This window comes from Stenotrophomonas sp. STEN033 (genome assembly GCF_056856655.1).
Map to the genome: position 1 here is coordinate 1 of NZ_JBXFWM010000026.1, position 15,240 is coordinate 15,240.

General features: G+C 66.3%; 14 protein-coding genes and 1 riboswitch. Of the genes, 6 read left to right on the plus strand and 8 right to left on the minus strand.

The genetic code is table 11. The features are described from left to right. Positions 1-127 precede the first annotated feature (127 nt). Positions 128-937, minus strand: coding sequence for a M23 family metallopeptidase (locus AC1VXC_RS10685; RefSeq protein ID WP_481538611.1), 810 nt, complete (start codon positions 935-937; stop codon positions 128-130). 117 nt (positions 938-1,054) lie between these two features. Then, positions 1,055-1,174, plus strand: a riboswitch (SAM riboswitch). A 71-nt stretch (positions 1,175-1,245) separates the two neighbouring features. Between AC1VXC_RS10685 and metX the strand changes: the two genes are divergently transcribed. The 4 genes from metX to rarD all read left to right on the plus strand — a co-directional run bounded on the left by metX (position 1,246) and on the right by rarD (position 5,694). Beyond that, a complete protein-coding gene (gene metX, locus AC1VXC_RS10690) occupies positions 1,246-2,274 on the plus strand; it encodes a homoserine O-succinyltransferase MetX (protein ID WP_481538610.1) in 1,029 nt (342 codons plus the stop codon). Further along, positions 2,271-3,521, plus strand: a complete 1,251-nt coding sequence (locus AC1VXC_RS10695; RefSeq protein WP_481538609.1) for an O-succinylhomoserine (thiol)-lyase — start codon at positions 2,271-2,273, stop codon at positions 3,519-3,521. The genes metX and AC1VXC_RS10695 overlap by 4 nt, the downstream gene beginning before the upstream one ends. Then, positions 3,518-4,585, plus strand: a complete 1,068-nt coding sequence (locus tag AC1VXC_RS10700; RefSeq protein ID WP_481538608.1) for a homoserine dehydrogenase family protein — start codon at positions 3,518-3,520, stop codon at positions 4,583-4,585. The genes AC1VXC_RS10695 and AC1VXC_RS10700 overlap by 4 nt, the downstream gene beginning before the upstream one ends. 227 nt (positions 4,586-4,812) lie before the next feature. Next, the gene (gene rarD / locus AC1VXC_RS10705) at positions 4,813-5,694 is read left to right on the plus strand and encodes an EamA family transporter RarD (RefSeq protein WP_313493037.1); all 882 of its coding nucleotides are present in this window, start codon (positions 4,813-4,815) and stop codon (positions 5,692-5,694) included. A gap of 3 nt (positions 5,695-5,697) precedes the next feature. Here rarD and AC1VXC_RS10710 read toward each other — a convergent pair whose 3' ends face one another. From AC1VXC_RS10710 to AC1VXC_RS10720, 3 genes are all read right to left on the minus strand, one after another. After that, positions 5,698-6,570, minus strand: a complete 873-nt coding sequence (locus AC1VXC_RS10710) for a hypothetical protein (RefSeq protein ID WP_481538607.1) — start codon at positions 6,568-6,570, stop codon at positions 5,698-5,700. Positions 6,571-6,690: 120 nt separating this feature from the next. Continuing rightward, positions 6,691-7,272 (minus strand): hypothetical protein, encoded by a 582-nt coding sequence (locus AC1VXC_RS10715; RefSeq protein ID WP_481538606.1) that lies wholly within the window; start codon positions 7,270-7,272, stop codon positions 6,691-6,693. Positions 7,273-7,327: 55 nt separating this feature from the next. Further along, positions 7,328-8,710 (minus strand): L-serine ammonia-lyase, encoded by a 1,383-nt coding sequence (locus AC1VXC_RS10720; RefSeq protein WP_481538605.1) that lies wholly within the window; start codon positions 8,708-8,710, stop codon positions 7,328-7,330. Between the two features lie 95 nt (positions 8,711-8,805). Between AC1VXC_RS10720 and AC1VXC_RS10725 the strand changes: the two genes are divergently transcribed. Continuing rightward, the gene (locus AC1VXC_RS10725) at positions 8,806-9,030 is read left to right on the plus strand and encodes a glutaredoxin family protein (RefSeq protein WP_481538604.1); all 225 of its coding nucleotides are present in this window, start codon (positions 8,806-8,808) and stop codon (positions 9,028-9,030) included. 6 nt (positions 9,031-9,036) lie between these two features. Here AC1VXC_RS10725 and AC1VXC_RS10730 read toward each other — a convergent pair whose 3' ends face one another. The 4 genes from AC1VXC_RS10730 to AC1VXC_RS10745 all read right to left on the minus strand — a co-directional run bounded on the left by AC1VXC_RS10730 (position 9,037) and on the right by AC1VXC_RS10745 (position 11,506). Further along, positions 9,037-9,606, minus strand: a complete 570-nt coding sequence (locus tag AC1VXC_RS10730) for a DUF922 domain-containing Zn-dependent protease (protein ID WP_481538603.1) — start codon at positions 9,604-9,606, stop codon at positions 9,037-9,039. A gap of 69 nt (positions 9,607-9,675) precedes the next feature. After that, a complete protein-coding gene (locus tag AC1VXC_RS10735) occupies positions 9,676-10,248 on the minus strand; it encodes a YceI family protein (protein ID WP_313172930.1) in 573 nt (190 codons plus the stop codon). Then, positions 10,245-10,823: a cytochrome b gene (locus tag AC1VXC_RS10740; RefSeq protein WP_313493030.1), complete on the minus strand. Its 579-nt coding sequence runs from the start codon at positions 10,821-10,823 to the stop codon at positions 10,245-10,247. Before AC1VXC_RS10740 ends, AC1VXC_RS10735 begins: the two co-directional genes overlap by 4 nt. Further along, the gene (locus AC1VXC_RS10745; protein WP_481538602.1) at positions 10,820-11,506 is read right to left on the minus strand and encodes a YceI family protein; all 687 of its coding nucleotides are present in this window, start codon (positions 11,504-11,506) and stop codon (positions 10,820-10,822) included. The genes AC1VXC_RS10740 and AC1VXC_RS10745 overlap by 4 nt, the downstream gene beginning before the upstream one ends. Positions 11,507-11,690: 184 nt before the next feature. Here AC1VXC_RS10745 and AC1VXC_RS10750 point away from each other — a divergent pair, with 184 nt between their 5' ends. Next, on the plus strand, positions 11,691-15,230 hold the full coding sequence (locus AC1VXC_RS10750; RefSeq protein WP_481538601.1) for a hybrid sensor histidine kinase/response regulator: 3,540 nt from the start codon (positions 11,691-11,693) through the stop codon (positions 15,228-15,230). Positions 15,231-15,240 lie beyond the last annotated feature (10 nt).

The following is a 15,240-nucleotide window of genomic DNA, read 5'->3' on the forward strand; positions in this document are numbered from 1 at the left end:
CTCCGTCTCGCCCCCACCCCCCCGCCCCCCCCCCCCGCGCGCTCCCCCCTCCCCTCTCCCGCGTCCTCCCCCACCCCCCCCCCCCCGCCGCGCCCCCCCCCCCCCCACTACAGGCGAAGCAGGCTGTTCAGGGCGCCTGTCGGGGAAACCTCAGCTCCCCGCGCGCGCTGCCCATGCGGAACGGAATCGAGCGCAGCGCCAGCCCGGTATTGGCCTGCACCACGAAATGCAGGTGCGGACCGCTGCTGTGCCCGGTGTTGCCGGACAGGGCGATCGCTTGCCCCGCGGCCACGTTCTGTCCGCGGCCGACGCTGGCGCTGCCGGCCTGCAGGTGGGCGTACAAGGCCATGCTGCCGTCGCTGTGCAGGATGCGCAGCAGGCTGCCTTGCTCATGGCTGTCGACCACCTGCATCACCCGGCCGGCACGTGCGGCCAGCACCGGGCTGCCCTCGGGCAAGGGGAAATCCACCGCGTACAGGTTTTGCGCATCGGTGTGGCTGTAGTGCCCGGCGAAGGCCTGGCTGACCCGAACGCTCGTGTTCCGCAGCGGTAGCACGTAGAGGTGATCCTCCGGCTGGGTTGCCGGGTCGCCAGGAAACGCGTCCAAGGCCAGCCGCAGTGGATTGCCATCATCTGCCAGCCATAACAGGCTGCGCTTCTCGCCTGCGGCCAGTACGGTGGCGGCCGGTACCCGGCTATCGCCCTGTAGGCGGACCTGTATCGGGCCGGCGGTCAGGTTGCTGACCACGGCGCTGCGTCCGCCTGCGCGTGCCTCCAGCTGCAGGCTGGCGAAGGCGTCCGAGCGGGATGCCGCAACCACGTGCGTCGACGCAGCAGGCAGCCCCCAGGCGTCGCGCCAGCGGCTGCCTGGGCTGGCTTCGGTGTCGCTGGCACATAGCAGTGCCAACGACAGCAGTATGGGAATGGTGCGGGGCACAGTGAGACGTCCTTGGTGCAGTCCCTGATTGTGCCTGTTTGGTTGCCCTGGAAACTTATTTATCTCTTTATGCGAATAAAGCGATTGACATGCCGGCGGGGCGCTGGCAATGTAGCGTCACCATCGAGACCGGCAGAGGGACAGGCCCTTTGAAGCCGGGGCAACCAGCGGACGCGCAAGCGGCTGCGTTTGGTGCCAAATCCTGCGGTGACCTCCGTGTCCGCCGAAAGATGGTTCGTTCCGTACCGCGTGTACGGCGAACACGAGCTCCGCGAAAGCTCGATGGCCGCTCCTTACCGGATACCGCCATGAGTTTCGCCACCGCTACCGCAGCTCCGCTTTTCCCCGTCGCGTCACTCGACCGTATCGATGACGGCATCTCCGCCGTGCGCGGCGAGATCGAGCTGCAGTTGCGCATGCGTCATGCAGGGCAGCGTGCGCTGCGCCTGCGCTATGAACTGGTTGGTGCAAGCGGTGCGCCGGTGGTGCTGGTAGCTGGCGGTATTTCCGCGCACCGCCACCTCGCTGCGAACAGCGCCTACGCCGAGAAGGGCTGGGCCGAAGGCCTGGTTGGCGTTGGTCGCGCGTTGGACCCGGCACAACGTCGCCTGCTTGGCTTCGACTTCGTCGGTGCCGACGGCGAACTGGACGCGCCCATCGATACCACCGACCAGGCTGATGCGATTGCCGCTTTGCTGGATGCACTGCATATCGAGCAGTTGCATGGTTTCGTCGGTTACTCCTATGGCGCGCTGGTCGGCCTGCAACTGGCGATCCGCCATCCGGCCCGCCTGCACAAGCTGATCGCGGTCAGTGGTGCCCATCGCCCGCACCCGTACGCATCGGCCTGGCGTGCACTGCAACGTCGCGCCGTCGCGCTGGGGCAGCTGCAGTGTGCTGAGAGCCATGGTCTGGCGCTGGCGCGTCAGTTCGCCATGCTCAGCTACCGCACCCCGGAAGAGTTTGGTGAGCGCTTCGATGCGCCGCCGGAAGTCGTCAATGGTCGTGTGCGTGTTGCCGCCGAAGATTACCTTGACGCCGCCGGCGCGCAGTACGTCGCCCGCACCCGCGTCAATGCCTACCTGCGTCTGTCCGAATCCATCGATCTGCACCGGGTTGATCCGGCCGCCGTCAGCGTGCCGACCCTGGTGGTCGCGGTTGAAGGTGACCGCCTGGTGCCGCTGTCGGACCTGGTCGCCCTGGTCGAAGGCCTGGGCCAGCGCGGCAGCCTGCGCGTGCTGCGCTCGCCCTACGGTCACGATGCCTTCCTCAAAGAAACCGATCGCATTGACGCGATCCTCGCCACTGCCCTACGCCTGCCCGGAGAAACCGCATGAGCCTGTCCCACACTTCCGATATCTCCTGTAGCCGTGCCACCGCGGCAGTGCGCGCGGGCATTGACCGCGATACCGCCTACGGTGCGGTGACGCCGCCGATCGTGCTGTCATCCAACTTCAGCTTCGACGGCTTCGGCAACAAGCGCCAGTACGACTACACCCGCAGCGGCAATCCCACCCGTGATCTGCTTGGCGAAGCACTGGCCGAGCTGGAAGGGGGCGCAGGCGGGGTGATCACCGCGACCGGCATGGGCGCGATCAATCTGGTGTTGAATGCCTTGCTGGAGCCCGGCGACAGCCTGGTAGTGCCGCATGATGCCTACGGCGGCAGCTGGCGCCTGTTCAACGCGCTGGCCAGCAAGGGCCACTTCGAGTTGATCACCGCCGACCTGACCGACCCGCGCTCGCTGGCCGATGCGCTGGCGAAGTCGCCCAAGCTGGTGCTGATCGAAACCCCGTCCAACCCGCTGCTGCGCATCACCGATCTGCGCTTCGTCATCGATGCTGCGCACAAGGCCGGCGCCAAGGTCGTCGTCGACAACACCTTCCTGTCGCCGGCATTGCAGACGCCGATCGCTTTCGGTGCCGACGTGGTGCTGCATTCCACCACCAAGTACGTCAACGGCCACAGCGACGTGGTCGGCGGTGCGGTGATCGCGCGCGATGCCGAGGTGCACCAGCGACTGGTGTGGTGGGCGAACGCGCTGGGCCTGACCGGTTCGCCGTTCGATGCCTTCCTGACCCTGCGCGGCCTGCGCACGCTGGATGCGCGTCTGCGCGTGCACCAGGAAAATACCCGGGCCGTGGTGGAGCTGCTGGCTGCCAGCGATGCAGTATCCAATGTGTATTACCCGGGGCTGGCTTCGCATCCGGGCCATGCGGTGGCGGCACGGCAGCAGAAGGGCTTCGGCGCGATGCTGTCGTTTGAGCTGGCCGCCTGCGAAGGCGAGGACCCGTACGCGGCGGTGCGCGCCTTCCTCGATGGCCTGCATTACTTCACCCTGGCCGAGTCGCTGGGCGGTGTGGAAAGCCTGGTCGCACACCCGGCCACCATGACCCACGCTGCGATGAGCGCCGATGCGCGTGCCGCGGCCGGCATCAGCGAGTGCCTGCTGCGCCTGTCGGTGGGCATCGAGTCCAGCGAGGATCTGGTCGCCGACCTGCAGGCTGGCCTCGAGCGTGCTGCCAAGGTAATCGCCGACGCGCAGCAGGCTGCTGGCAACTGTAAAAAAACGGTGGATGCATGAGCGCGGTACTGCGTCCGCTGGAACAGCCGCAGGCGCGGCTGGTATTGCTGGGAACGGGCACGGTGGGTTCGGCCTTTGTCGCGCGCTATCAGGCGCTGCAACAACGCCAGCTGAGCCTGCCATCGCTGCATGTGGTGGCCAACTCGCGCATCGCCCTGGTCTGTGACGATGCGCCAGACGCGGCATTGTCGCGCGCGCGCGACGCGCAGCGGCAGGGGGATGAACCGGTGCACCGCGAGGAAGTGGGGCGCCTGCGGGTTGGCGACATCGTGGTCGATGCCACCGCCAGCGAGGCCGTCGCTGCCGATCATGCGCCGTGGTTGGCGCAGGGCATCCATGTAGTGACCGCGAACAAACTGGGCAATGGCACGGCCTTGGCACGTGCGCAGCAGATTGGTGCGGCAGCCGCGACGGGCACTGCGCGCTACGGTGATGCAGCGACCGTGGGTGCAGGCTTGCCGCTGTTGCGCAGCATCCGCGCCTTGGTTGCAGGTGGTGACCATGTGCATGCCATCGAAGGCGTGCTGTCGGGCTCATTGGCCTGGCTGTTCGATCGTTACGACGGTAGCCAGCCGTTCTCTGACTGCGTGCGTGAAGCCGCAGTCGCCGGTTACACCGAGCCGGACCCGCGCATCGACCTGTCCGGCGAAGACGTGCGGCGCAAGTTGCTGATACTTGCACGTGCGGCGGGTGTGCCGCTGGAGGCGGATCAGATCAAGGTCGACTCGCTGGTGCCGGCGGAATTGGCTGCATTGCCTGCAGCGGACGTGGAAGATGCGCTGTCGTTGTTGGATGCGCCTTTGGCCGAACGGCTGCAGCAGGCGCGTGCGCAGGGCTTGAAGCTGTGCTTCGTCGGGCGTCTGGATGCGCAGGGTGCCAGCGTCGGGCTGCGTGCGTTGCCGCCAGGGCATGCCCTGGCCGGTGGCAGTGGCACCGACAATCGTGTGGCGATCCACAGTGACCGCTACAACACCCAACCGCTGTTGATCCAGGGGCCGGGGGCGGGCGCCGAAGTGACTGCAGCGGCCTTGCTTGACGACGTGTTGAGCATCGTCAATCGCTGAGCATGGCTGCAGCACCATGGCGGTGCTGCAGCGCGGACGCATCGCCGGCTGAGGCCGGCACCTTCGGCTTGCGCGCGTGCAGATGGCGGATGGACGAGGACGCCAGGTATTCGTCGCCAGCAGCAGGACTTTCAGGGATTATGATGCCCGGACGCCGGCATCATGGAGCCGCGTTGCCGTTCCGGGCCGGCCGAGCGCTGCCGGTTCCTTCCTCTGAAAGGTGTGTTGTGTCCAAGGGTGTTCTGGTTTCGCTGGCCGCGTCCCTGTTGTTCGGTCTGATGTATTACGCCAGTCCGCAACTGGCACCGCTGCAGGGCGGGGATATTTTTGGCTGGCGGGTGCTGTTCGCGGTGCCGCTGGTAGCGCTGATGTTGCATGTGACCGGCGAGAGGACGCTGATCGCTGGCACCCTGCGACGTGTGCGGGTGGAGCGCCGGCTGTGGTGGGCGTTGCCGCTGTGTGCAGGCATGGTCGGCGTGCAGCTGTGGCTGTTCCTGTGGGCACCGTTGCATGGGCGCGCGCTGCAGGTATCGATGGGCTACTTCCTGCTGCCGCTGGTGATGGTGCTGCTGGGGCGGGTGGTCTACGGTGAGCGCCTGTCGGGCCTGCAGAAGCTGGCCGTGGCCAGCGCCGCGCTCGGTGTCGGCTGGGCACTGCTGCGCAATCAGGGGTTGTCGTGGGAAATGCTGTTGGTGGCGCTGGGCTACCCGGCGTACTTCCTGCTGCGCCGACACCTGCGTATTGGTCACCTGGGGGGATTCTGGGTGGAACTGGTGCTGTTGCTGCCGGTGGCGTGGTGGGCGGCGATCGGCGATGGGCAACAGTTGCTGGTGGCATTGGCGCAAAAGCCGGCCTTGTACGTATTGATTCCGTTGCTGGGAGCGATCAGCGCGGTGGCACTGATGTGTTACATGCTGGCCTCGAAAATGCTGTCGTTCAGCCTGTTTGGACTGCTTACCTATGTGGAGCCGGTATTGCTGATGCTGGCGGCATTGCTGCTCGGTGAGAGCGTCGGCCACGGGCAGTGGCCGACCTATGTGGCGATCTGGCTGGCGGTGGCGCTGCTGGCCCTGGAAGGCGTGTTGAAGCTGGGCAGGCGCGGCGGCTGAGTTTCAGCCGCGCTTGGCCCGGTCGGCGAGCTGTTGCAGTACGGCTTCACGGCTCATGCGTGCGCCGCTGCTGTCGACGGCGGTGAACTCAACGCCGTTCTCCCAGAGCTGGGGGGCAAACAACACCGCCATGTCTTCGGAGGCGGTTTGTGACTGCAGGTTCAGCAGCCGCTGATTGAAGCCGGCTGCGCGCAGCCATGCGTTGTAGCTGGAGGTGTGTTCGGTGGCGAACTGCACCTGGTAATGGCATTCCTCGCGCTCCGGCGAGGGCCGGGCATCGCATTGCGGGTTCCATTGATGCAGGCCGATCACCGCATCGGCTTCCAGCTGCCGTTGGCCGGCGGCGGCCCACAAGGCCACGCAGATGCTGGCGCAATGCGAGCGAACCCGTACGGTGAGATTGTTGCGGTTGATCAGGCGCGCCGCTTCCAGGCCGGGGTTGGCGTAACCACCGCCGCTGGTGATGTCGATGCGGCGCACGCTCGGGTGGGCAGCCAGCAGCGCCTGCATGTCGTTGGCGAAGTTCCGGCCCACGCTGCCCTCGATACGCAGCACGCTGCCGCCTTCCTGCACCGACATGTGCGCATCATCCACCGTGGCCATGGTCGTGGATTTTTCGCCTTCTATCACCAGTGCCTCGGCACCAGCGGCGGGCGATGTGGCGGAGGTTGCGGTTGCCTGCGCAGCGTCAACGGCGGTATCGGCGCCTGCGGGTGCCGACTTGCGGTTGCCGATGTAATAGGCCAGTGCCAGCAGGGCCACTGCGGCGAGCAGCAGTTTGAGCACGGTTGCCATGCCATTGCCGGGGGCCGAGGTCCGTGCGGCCGAGCGCGGGCGGCGCACCGGCTGTTCGCCTGAGTTCTGTTCGCCGTGCATCCGCTCCCCCTGAAGCAGCGTTGTGATGGGCGATTCTGGTGGAAGCGTCGGCGGCATTGCAAGACAGGCAATACGTTGACGGGGCGCGCGTGCTGTGGGCAGGTCGGCGCCTGCTTGTGGCTAGTGCGGACGACGACGTCGCCGCCACAACGTGTTGGCGAGCAGGATCAGCAGCAGGAGGATGCTCACGGGCAGGACGAACAGCAGGTTGAGCAGTGCCATCCACCACGCCAGATCGATCTGCCAGCTCTTCCATGCCTTGCCATTGGCGGCCCTGACCGCCACCGCCATGTCCATGCCGGCGACGCTGGCGGGCACGACGTCCAGTTGACCGACCAATCGGTAGCGCCCCGGTGCGATGGGGGGCAGGGGCTGGCTGCAGCTGACGGTGTCCACCGACCAACTGTCGATGCGGTGGAAGAGGTCGCTGCCGGCGGCGACCTGCTGCCCGTTGTTTGCCAGTAGTCGCCAGTGCAGGGTGATCACGCCGATGTCCGGCGTTCCCTGCTTCCACAGCGTGGTGCGGTGCGCGAATTGCGCGTCGCTCAAGCTGCCGCGATGGAGATCCAGATTCAGCGCCCAGTGCTCCTGCGGGCGGATGTCCAAGGGCAGATTGAAACGGCCATCGGCGGCGACGGCGCCTTGCCCGGGCACCGCCGTCCAGTAACTGCTCCACAGCCAGCTGGCAGCCAGCCACAGCATCAGGAACAGCAGCAGGCGCCAGCCCCGGCGGGGCCAGCGTCTGCCTTTGTGCGGCTCAGCACTCGATGACGTTGACGGCAAGGCCGCCCCGGCTGGTTTCCTTGTACTTGTCCTGCATGTCGCGGCCGGTATCGCGCATGGTCTTGATCACCTTGTCCAGCGAGACCTTGTGCTTGCCGTCTCCACGCATGGCCATGCGGCTGGCGTTGATCGCCTTGACCGCGCCCATCGCGTTGCGCTCGATGCAGGGAATCTGCACCAGCCCACCGATCGGGTCGCAGGTCAGCCCGAGGTTGTGCTCCATGCCGATTTCGGCAGCGTTCTCGATCTGCCCGGGGTTGCCGCCCAGGGCGGCCATCAAACCGCCGGCAGCCATCGAGCAGGCCACGCCCACTTCGCCCTGGCAGCCGACTTCGGCGCCACTGATCGAGGCGTTTTCCTTGTACAGGATGCCGATGGCGGCAGCGGTCAGCAGGAAGTTGAACACGCCCTGCTCGTTGCTGCCCGGGCAGAAGCGGTCGTAGTAGTGCAGCACCGAGGGAATGATGCCGGCCGCGCCATTGGTGGGCGCGGTGACCACACGGCCACCGGCGGCGTTTTCCTCGTTGACCGCCAGTGCGTACAGGTTGACCCAGTCCAGCGTGGTCAGCGGGTCGCGCATGGCGGCTTCAGGCCGCGAGGACAACTCGCGGTACAGGGTGGGCGCGCGGCGGCTGACGTGCAGGCCGCCGGGCAGGGTGCCTTCGGAGCGGATGCCACGGGTGACGCAGGACTGCATGGCGTCCCAGATCTCACGCAGGCCGGCGCGGATATCTTCCTCGCTGCGCCAGCACTTCTCGTTCTCGAACATCATCTGGGCGATGCTCAGGCCGCTGCGCGCGGCCTGCGCCAGCAGTTCGTCGCCGCTCTTGAACGGATAGGGAATGGGTGTCTGGTCGGGCACGATGCGGTCGTCGGCGGCATCGTCCTCGTTGACCACGAAACCACCACCGACCGAGTAGTAATCGCGGGTGGCGATGATCTGGTCATCGGCATCGTAGGCGGTGAAGCGCATGCCGTTGGTGTGATACGGTAGCTTCTGGCGTTTGTTCAGGGCCAGATCGCGCTTTTCATCGAAGGCGATCTCGCGCTGGCCCATCAGCTTGATGCGCTTGCTGCTGCGGATGCGCTCCAGCGTGGCCGGGATGATGTCCGGGTCGATCTCGTTGGGCCGATGACCTTCCAGGCCCAGCAGCACCGCCTTGTCGGTGCCGTGGCCACGCCCGGTGAGGGCCAGTGAGCCGAAGACTTCGGCGCGGATGCGCACGGTGTTGTCCAGTTGGCCCGGATCCAGCAGCCAGCGGTGGACGAAGCGTTCGGCCGCGCGCATCGGGCCCACGGTGTGTGACGAACTCGGGCCGATGCCGATCTTGAACAGGTCGAACGTACTGACGGACATGCTGATTCTGTTTACTGCATTGAGATGGCGGCTATTCTACGGGTTCCTTGCTGCAGGCCATGGCTGCAGCGCAGCATTGCCGGAGCCGATGGACGATGGGATTGACCCTGTACCAGCGTGACGATTGCCACCTCTGCGACCTGGCGTTGGCAGTGCTGGCGCAGGCGCGGGCACCGGATTTCGACAGTGTGTTCATCGATGAGGACGATGCACTGGAAGCCAGCTATGGCACGCGCGTGCCGGTGCTGCGGGATACCGCGGGCAGGGAACTGGACTGGCCGTTCGATGTACCGGGCCTGCAACACTGGCTGTTGGCCTGAGCGGGGCTAGAGCTCCAGGCCGTTGTTGCGGCCATGGTTGCTATCCCGGTCGTAGGCGATTTCGCGTTGCCGCTGCAGCTCGACCAGCGACGCGCCCAGCTGATTGGCCTGCTGGACCAGGGCTTCACAGCTGCGCTGGTGTGGCAGCGCTGCCAGTTGCCGGCGTATTTCGGCCGCTGCATCCAGCGCAAACCGGTAGTGGCCTTGCTCGTGTTCGCGCAGGAGCGTGCTGTAGTTGTGCCAGCGTTCGCGCAGTTTGGCGTTGGCCGCGTGCTCGCCGGTCCATTTGGGCAGGGTGATGCTGCCGTTGACCTGGGTGTCTACACGTTGCAGCACGCAGCCGTTGCTGCGTGAATTGGTCTGGTAGTTCCAGCGCACGTTCCAGCGCGTGTAACCATGGAAGCGGCTGCCGTCATCGGCCTGTGGGCCGTTGTCCTGCATGGCCTGCAGCAGCTGCGCCGGGGTATCACCGCTGATCGGGTAGTAGCTGATGTCCAACTGCTCGGAAGCGGACGCGTGGCTGGCTACGAACAGTAGTGCGGCGATGATGAAACGTGGCGTGCGCAGGGCAGGCATCCGGTTGGGCAGGGCCCGCAGCGTGGCCGATAGCCACACTGCGGGTCAACAGGGCGGTGGCCCCCTGGCTTACTTTGCGTTGAGTTTGACGATGGTGCTGATCGCGGTTTCGTCGGGGATGGTCTTGGTGTCGGCCCAGTCGCCGCCGCCCACGCCGAAGTCCAGGCGCTTGACCGTTGCCTTGCCGGTCAATACCGGCTGTGCACCTTCCGCCCAGGTGAAGGTCAGCGTCACCGGCTTGCTGATGCCGCGCAGTTCGAGCGTACCGTCGGCGGCGAACTGGTTGTTGCCCAGCGCGCGGAAGCCATTGGCGGTGTAACGGGCCTGGGCGAATCTGGCGACGTTGAAGAAGTCCGCGCCCTGCAGGGTGGAATCACGGTCGGTATTGCCGCTCCTGGCACCGGCCAGCGGAATGGTCACGTCCAGCTTGCCTGCTGCCGGATTGGCCGGATCGAAGCTGACCTGGGTCTGGAAGCCGGGGAAGCTGCCGGTGAACACTTCACCATCATATTTGCTGGCAAACACCAGGATGGAGCCGGCACCCGGTGCCTGCTGGTAATCGGCGGCCATGGCCGGGGCAACCGCCAGCATGCCGGCCAGGGCAGCAGCGACTGCGGCGGGAGAAGTGAGCTTGATGTTCATGCGGAATCCTTTTGCGGAAGGTTGAGCCAGCCTTGCGGCAGCATGCGTGCCAGCGTGGCATCGCGTAGATGAATGTGGTGATAGAACGCAGCCGCTGCATGTGCCAGCACCAACAGGATCAGCGCCCAGAAGCCCCACTCGTGGATGGCGTGGGAGAACTGGCTGGCCTGTTCGCTCGGGGCCACCAGCTTCGGCATTTCGACCAGCCCGAACAGCTTGAATGGCCGCAGGCCACTGGCCGAGTCGTACAGCCAGCCGGACAGCGGAATGGCGAACATCAGCACGTACAGCAACCAATGCGTGGCCGAGGCAATGCGTTCCTGCCAGCTCGGGGTGCCCGGTACCGGCTCGGGGGCGCCTGCGTACAGGCGCCACAGCAGGCGCACCACCACCAGCACCAGCACGGTGATGCCGATGGACTTGTGCATCGTGTAGATCCAGAAGTACTTGGGCGTCTTCGGGAACTCGCCCATGGTCAGGCCGACGATGCCCAGGGCCAGGATCAGCAGGGCGATCAGCCAGTGCAGGCTTTTGCTGAGGCTGCCCCAGCGTTGTGCGGTGTTTTTCAGGCTCATGGGTGGTTTTCCGTTTCTGCTGCTGATTTCAGGGCCGCGTCGGCGGCGTCTTCGAGGCTGTTGTCTGGCGTGGGGACAGGGTCGGCCGCCGCCGGCGGCGCTTCAGCGCCAGCATCGCGCACCGCTTCGGCCTCGATGCGCAGCTCGACCTTGTCGCCGATCAGCGAAGGCCACGCGTCGATGCCAAAGTCGGCGCGGCTGAGCGTCGTACTTGCCGAGAATCCAGCAGTACGCCGGAACGGTGGCAGCGGGTGCCGTTTGAGGGCGTTGAGGGTGACGTCAAGCGCCACCTCGCGGCTCACTCCGCGCAGGGTCAGCTGGCCGACGACACGGGCATGGTTGGCATCGATCGGCTCGATCCGGCTGGACACAAAGCGTGCCTGCGGGAAGCGCGCGCCATCGAGCAGGTTGCGCGCCAGGGTTGCCTGGTTCCATTTGTCATCGCCCAGATCCAGGCGGGTGACCGGAACCATCACCTCCAGTCGTGCGGTGGCCCAGTCCTGCGGGTCGAAGTCGAGCACGCCTTCGCTGCCGGACACCGTTCCCAGCGCGTGCGAGAAGCCGGCGTGCTCGATGGAGAACAACACCCGGGTATGCACCGGATCGAACCGGTAGCGTTCATCGGCGGCACTTGCGGCAAAGGACAGCAGTGCGCAGGTCAGCAATAGCAGGCGTGGCAGCAAGGTCCGGCTCCGGGTCGGGATAGGGGATTCTAGGCGGATGCAGGTGAGGGTTTGTGCGCATATTGCGCAACGGTTTGTTACGTAGCCGGTTCGGGTTACTTTGCCCGGGGCCGGGGGCGGCGCTAAAGTCGCGGCGGTTGGGTGGTGATACATGCCGGTCCGCGATGGGGAGTGTCGGGCGTTGATGAAATGGATTCTTCGAGGTACGCGGCTGGGCGTGTTGGCGTTGCTGTTGTCGTGGCCGTGCCTGGCGGCCGCCCTGGATCTTGCTGAAACCCCCCGCATGCGGCGTCTGGGGGTGGCCGAGGGTCTGCCGTCACGCACCGTGCTTGCGCTGGCCCAGGACCGCCATGGTTATGTGTGGGCGGCCACCGACGATGGTCTGGCGCGCTATGACGGTACCCATTTGCGGGTCTGGCGGCATGATCCGCAGGTGTCCGGTTCGCTGCCGGGCAACACCCTGGAAACGATGCTTATCGATTCCCGCGACCGGGTATGGGTGGGTGCCAATGGCGCTGGGCTGGCAATGCTGGACGCCAACCGGCAGCGTTTTACCCGTTTCGCCGAACTGGAGGCGATCTGTAAACACCAGGTATGGGCACTGGCCACCCAGGGCACCGACCTTTGGGTAGGCACCAGCGGGAGCGGCATCTGCCTGTTGCATGCCGATGGCCGGATCAGCCGTTACCAGCACCGGCCCGACGACCCGCGCAGTCTGCCCGATGACACGATTTATGCCTTGTTGCCGGGCAAGGACGGCAGTATCTGGATCGGAACCACGTCCGGGCTGGTGCGCTGGCGGCCGGGGGCCGGCTTCGCGAGCGTGCGCTCGCCGCTGCTGCAGGGCAAGGATGTGATCCGGCTGAGCGGTGACCGCGATGGCGGCATCTGGGTGGGCACCGATGAAGGCCTGTACCGGGTCATGGATGATGGCGCGGTATCACCGGCGCCCTGGCCGCAGGCCGCACAGACGCGTGCGGCGGTGGTGCTGCACGATCGCGATGGGCGCTACTGGATGGGCAGCTCCAATGGGCTGTATCGCGGTGACGCGCAACGCCTGCAGTTGTTGGAAGGCGACGGTGGCAGCGGCTTCCTGACCGGCAGCAGTGGCGTACTGGATCTGCTGCAGGATCATGAGGGCGGCATCTGGACGGCATTGCTGACCCAGGGCATGGCCTACCTGCGCCCGGACTGGTCACGTTTTTCCAGCCACTATCAGCTCGACGGCAAGTCGCTGGAGAGCCTGTACCTGATCAACTCGGCGGCTGATGGCAATGGATTCCTGGTGGTGGGCGGGCACGGCCTGTACCAGTTGGATGCGGCCGGCAAGTTGTCGCAGTTGGCCGGCGAGGCGCAGTTGGGGCCGGGCAGTATCTGGTCGGTGCAGCGTGGCAGTGACGGTGTGATCTGGCTGGGGCGTGCAGGTGGCATCACGCTATACCGGCCATCGGACGGGCAGGTCCGCCGTATCGACCTGGGGGTGGGCGACGATCCGACCCAGCGCGCTGACCTGATGCGACTGGCCGCCGACGGCAGCATGTGGTTGTCCATCATCAACTATGGCCTGCAGCACCGTGCGGCCGATGGCCGGTTGCTGGCGGCCTATCCGCAGGGCACCGCCTCCGGCTTGCCGGAGAAGCTGGTTGAACAACTGCGACTGGGCACTGATGGCAGCCTGTGGCTGGTCGGTGGAGCCGGCGTGCAGCGCTTTGATGGCAAGCGCTTCGTCAGTGTTGCCGGGGTGTCGGAAGGCATGGTCTACGACCTGGTGTTCCTTGCTGATGGCAGCGCGTGGCTGGCGCGCGATGGTGCGCTGGAGCGCTATCGCCATGACGCCAGTGGCTTCTCCCTGCAGCAACGGCTGGGCACCGATGACGGGGTGCCGGCGGCAGCGATCGGCGGCCTGGTGGCGGGCTGCAGTGGTCAGTTGTGGGCGACGACCACGCGCGGGTTGTTATGGTGGCAGCCGGGCGCAGCGCGGGTGCGGGTGTTGGAAGAAGGCGATGGCCTGACTGACACCGAGTTCACCGCCAGGCCGCCCGCGCACGCAGGCTGCGGCCGGGCATTGGCGGTATCCGCCACGGGGCTGCTCAGTTTCAACCCCGACGCCAAGGTTGCCGCGCCGGTAGGCTCGCAGTTGGTGATCGAGTCGATAGGTGTGCGTCGCGACGATGCCGCGCGCGAGCAGCGGCTGAAAGGCCCCTTGATCCATCTCGGCCCACGCGACCGCGATCTGCGGGTGACCGGACGCCTGCTGTCCTATGTGGATCCGGCGCGGCACCGTTTCCGGGTCCAGATCGAAGGCTATGACCAGAACTGGGTGGATCTGGGCAGTGACGGCGAACGGCTGGTATCGCGGCTGCCCGCCGGCACCTATCGCATGCAGGTGCAGGGTGCGGCGGCCGATGGTCCGTGGACCCCCGCGCAGACACTGCAGATCGACGTCGCACCGCCTTGGTGGCGCAGCAGCTGGGCGCTGGCGGCCTGGGCACTGCTGCTCGGATTGTTGGCGGCGGCGGCGGTGTTCGGCTACCGGCGCCGCGAGCGGCGGCGCAATGAATGGCAGTTGGCGCTGCACAAGCAGGAACTGGCCGAACAGGCCTCGGAGGCGAAAACCCGCTTCCTGGCAACCTTGGGCCATGAGGTGCGCACGCCGCTGACTGGCGTGCTGGGCATGACTGAGCTGTTGCTGGGCACCGAGCTGGATGCGCGCCAACAGCGTTTCGCCAACGCCATCCAACAGGCCGGCACGCACCTGCTCGGGCTGGTCAATGATGCCCTGGACCTGGCGCGCATCGAGGCAGGCAAGCTGGAGCTTGATAATCGTCCCTTCGAGCTCGGCCGCCTGCTGCAGGAAGTAAGCGCGCTGATGGCACCGATGGCCGAGCGCCGTGGACTGGTGTTTGAACCCGCGGCAGCGTTTCCAACGCCGGTCATGGTAGTGGGCGATGCGATGCGCCTGCGGCAGATCCTGATGAACCTGCTGGGCAATGCGATCAAGTTCACCGAACGCGGCAAGGTGTCGGTGGCGGCAGAGCTGCTGCCCGGGCAGAGCGGCATCTGCCTGAGCGTGCGGGATACCGGGCCGGGCATCAGTGCCGAACAGCAAAGCCGCCTGTTCCAGCGTTTCGAACAGGCCGATGGCAACCGCACCGCATCGCGTTACGGCGGCAGTGGATTGGGGCTGGCGATCTGCCAGGAACTGGCCATGGCGATGGGGGGCCGCATGCGGGTCGAAAGCCGCCTGGGGGAAGGCGCGCGCTTCGTCCTCGAAGTGCCTTTGCGCTGGGAGTATTCGGCGGCTGGCAGCGCCGCTGCGGCGGTGGCCGAGTCCGGCACTGCGCTGCAGCCGCTGCAGGTCTTGCTGGTTGAAGATGATCCGACCGTGGCGCAGGTAATCACCGGCCTGCTGACCGCACGCGGCCATCAGGTGATACACGCGGCACATGGTTTGGCGGCGCTGGCCGAGGTGGGCGGGCAGACATTCGATGTCGGCCTGCTGGACCTGGATCTGCCAGCCCTGGATGGCATAGCGTTGGCTGGCCAGTTGCGTGGCTCCGGGCATCGTTTCCCGTTGATCGCGGTGACCGCACGTGCCGACGCGCAGGCCGAGCAGCTGGCGCGTGCGGCCGGGATGGTGGGCTTCCTGCGCAAGCCGGTGACCGGGCAGATGCTGGTCGATGCGATTGCCGAAGCCCTGGCAGCGACGGGACAGGCACAATAGGTGCCATCAC

Coding starts and splice junctions, on each gene's coding strand:
- AC1VXC_RS10715 (WP_481538606.1), bottom strand. CDS start 7,272: ATGCTGTGGCTGGCTGCCAGCTGGCTGTGGAGCAGTTACTGGACGGCG.
- AC1VXC_RS10720 (WP_481538605.1), bottom strand. CDS start 8,710: ATGTCCGTCAGTACGTTCGACCTGTTCAAGATCGGCATCGGCCCGAGT.
- AC1VXC_RS10735 (WP_313172930.1), bottom strand. CDS start 10,248: ATGAACATCAAGCTCACTTCTCCCGCCGCAGTCGCTGCTGCCCTGGCC.
- AC1VXC_RS10725 (WP_481538604.1), top strand. CDS start 8,806: ATGGGATTGACCCTGTACCAGCGTGACGATTGCCACCTCTGCGACCTG.
- AC1VXC_RS10710 (WP_481538607.1), bottom strand. CDS start 6,570: ATGCACGGCGAACAGAACTCAGGCGAACAGCCGGTGCGCCGCCCGCGC.
- AC1VXC_RS10700 (WP_481538608.1), top strand. CDS start 3,518: ATGAGCGCGGTACTGCGTCCGCTGGAACAGCCGCAGGCGCGGCTGGTA.
- AC1VXC_RS10740 (WP_313493030.1), bottom strand. CDS start 10,823: ATGAGCCTGAAAAACACCGCACAACGCTGGGGCAGCCTCAGCAAAAGC.
- metX (WP_481538610.1), top strand. CDS start 1,246: ATGAGTTTCGCCACCGCTACCGCAGCTCCGCTTTTCCCCGTCGCGTCA.
- AC1VXC_RS10730 (WP_481538603.1), bottom strand. CDS start 9,606: ATGCCTGCCCTGCGCACGCCACGTTTCATCATCGCCGCACTACTGTTC.
- AC1VXC_RS10750 (WP_481538601.1), top strand. CDS start 11,691: ATGAAATGGATTCTTCGAGGTACGCGGCTGGGCGTGTTGGCGTTGCTG.
- AC1VXC_RS10695 (WP_481538609.1), top strand. CDS start 2,271: ATGAGCCTGTCCCACACTTCCGATATCTCCTGTAGCCGTGCCACCGCG.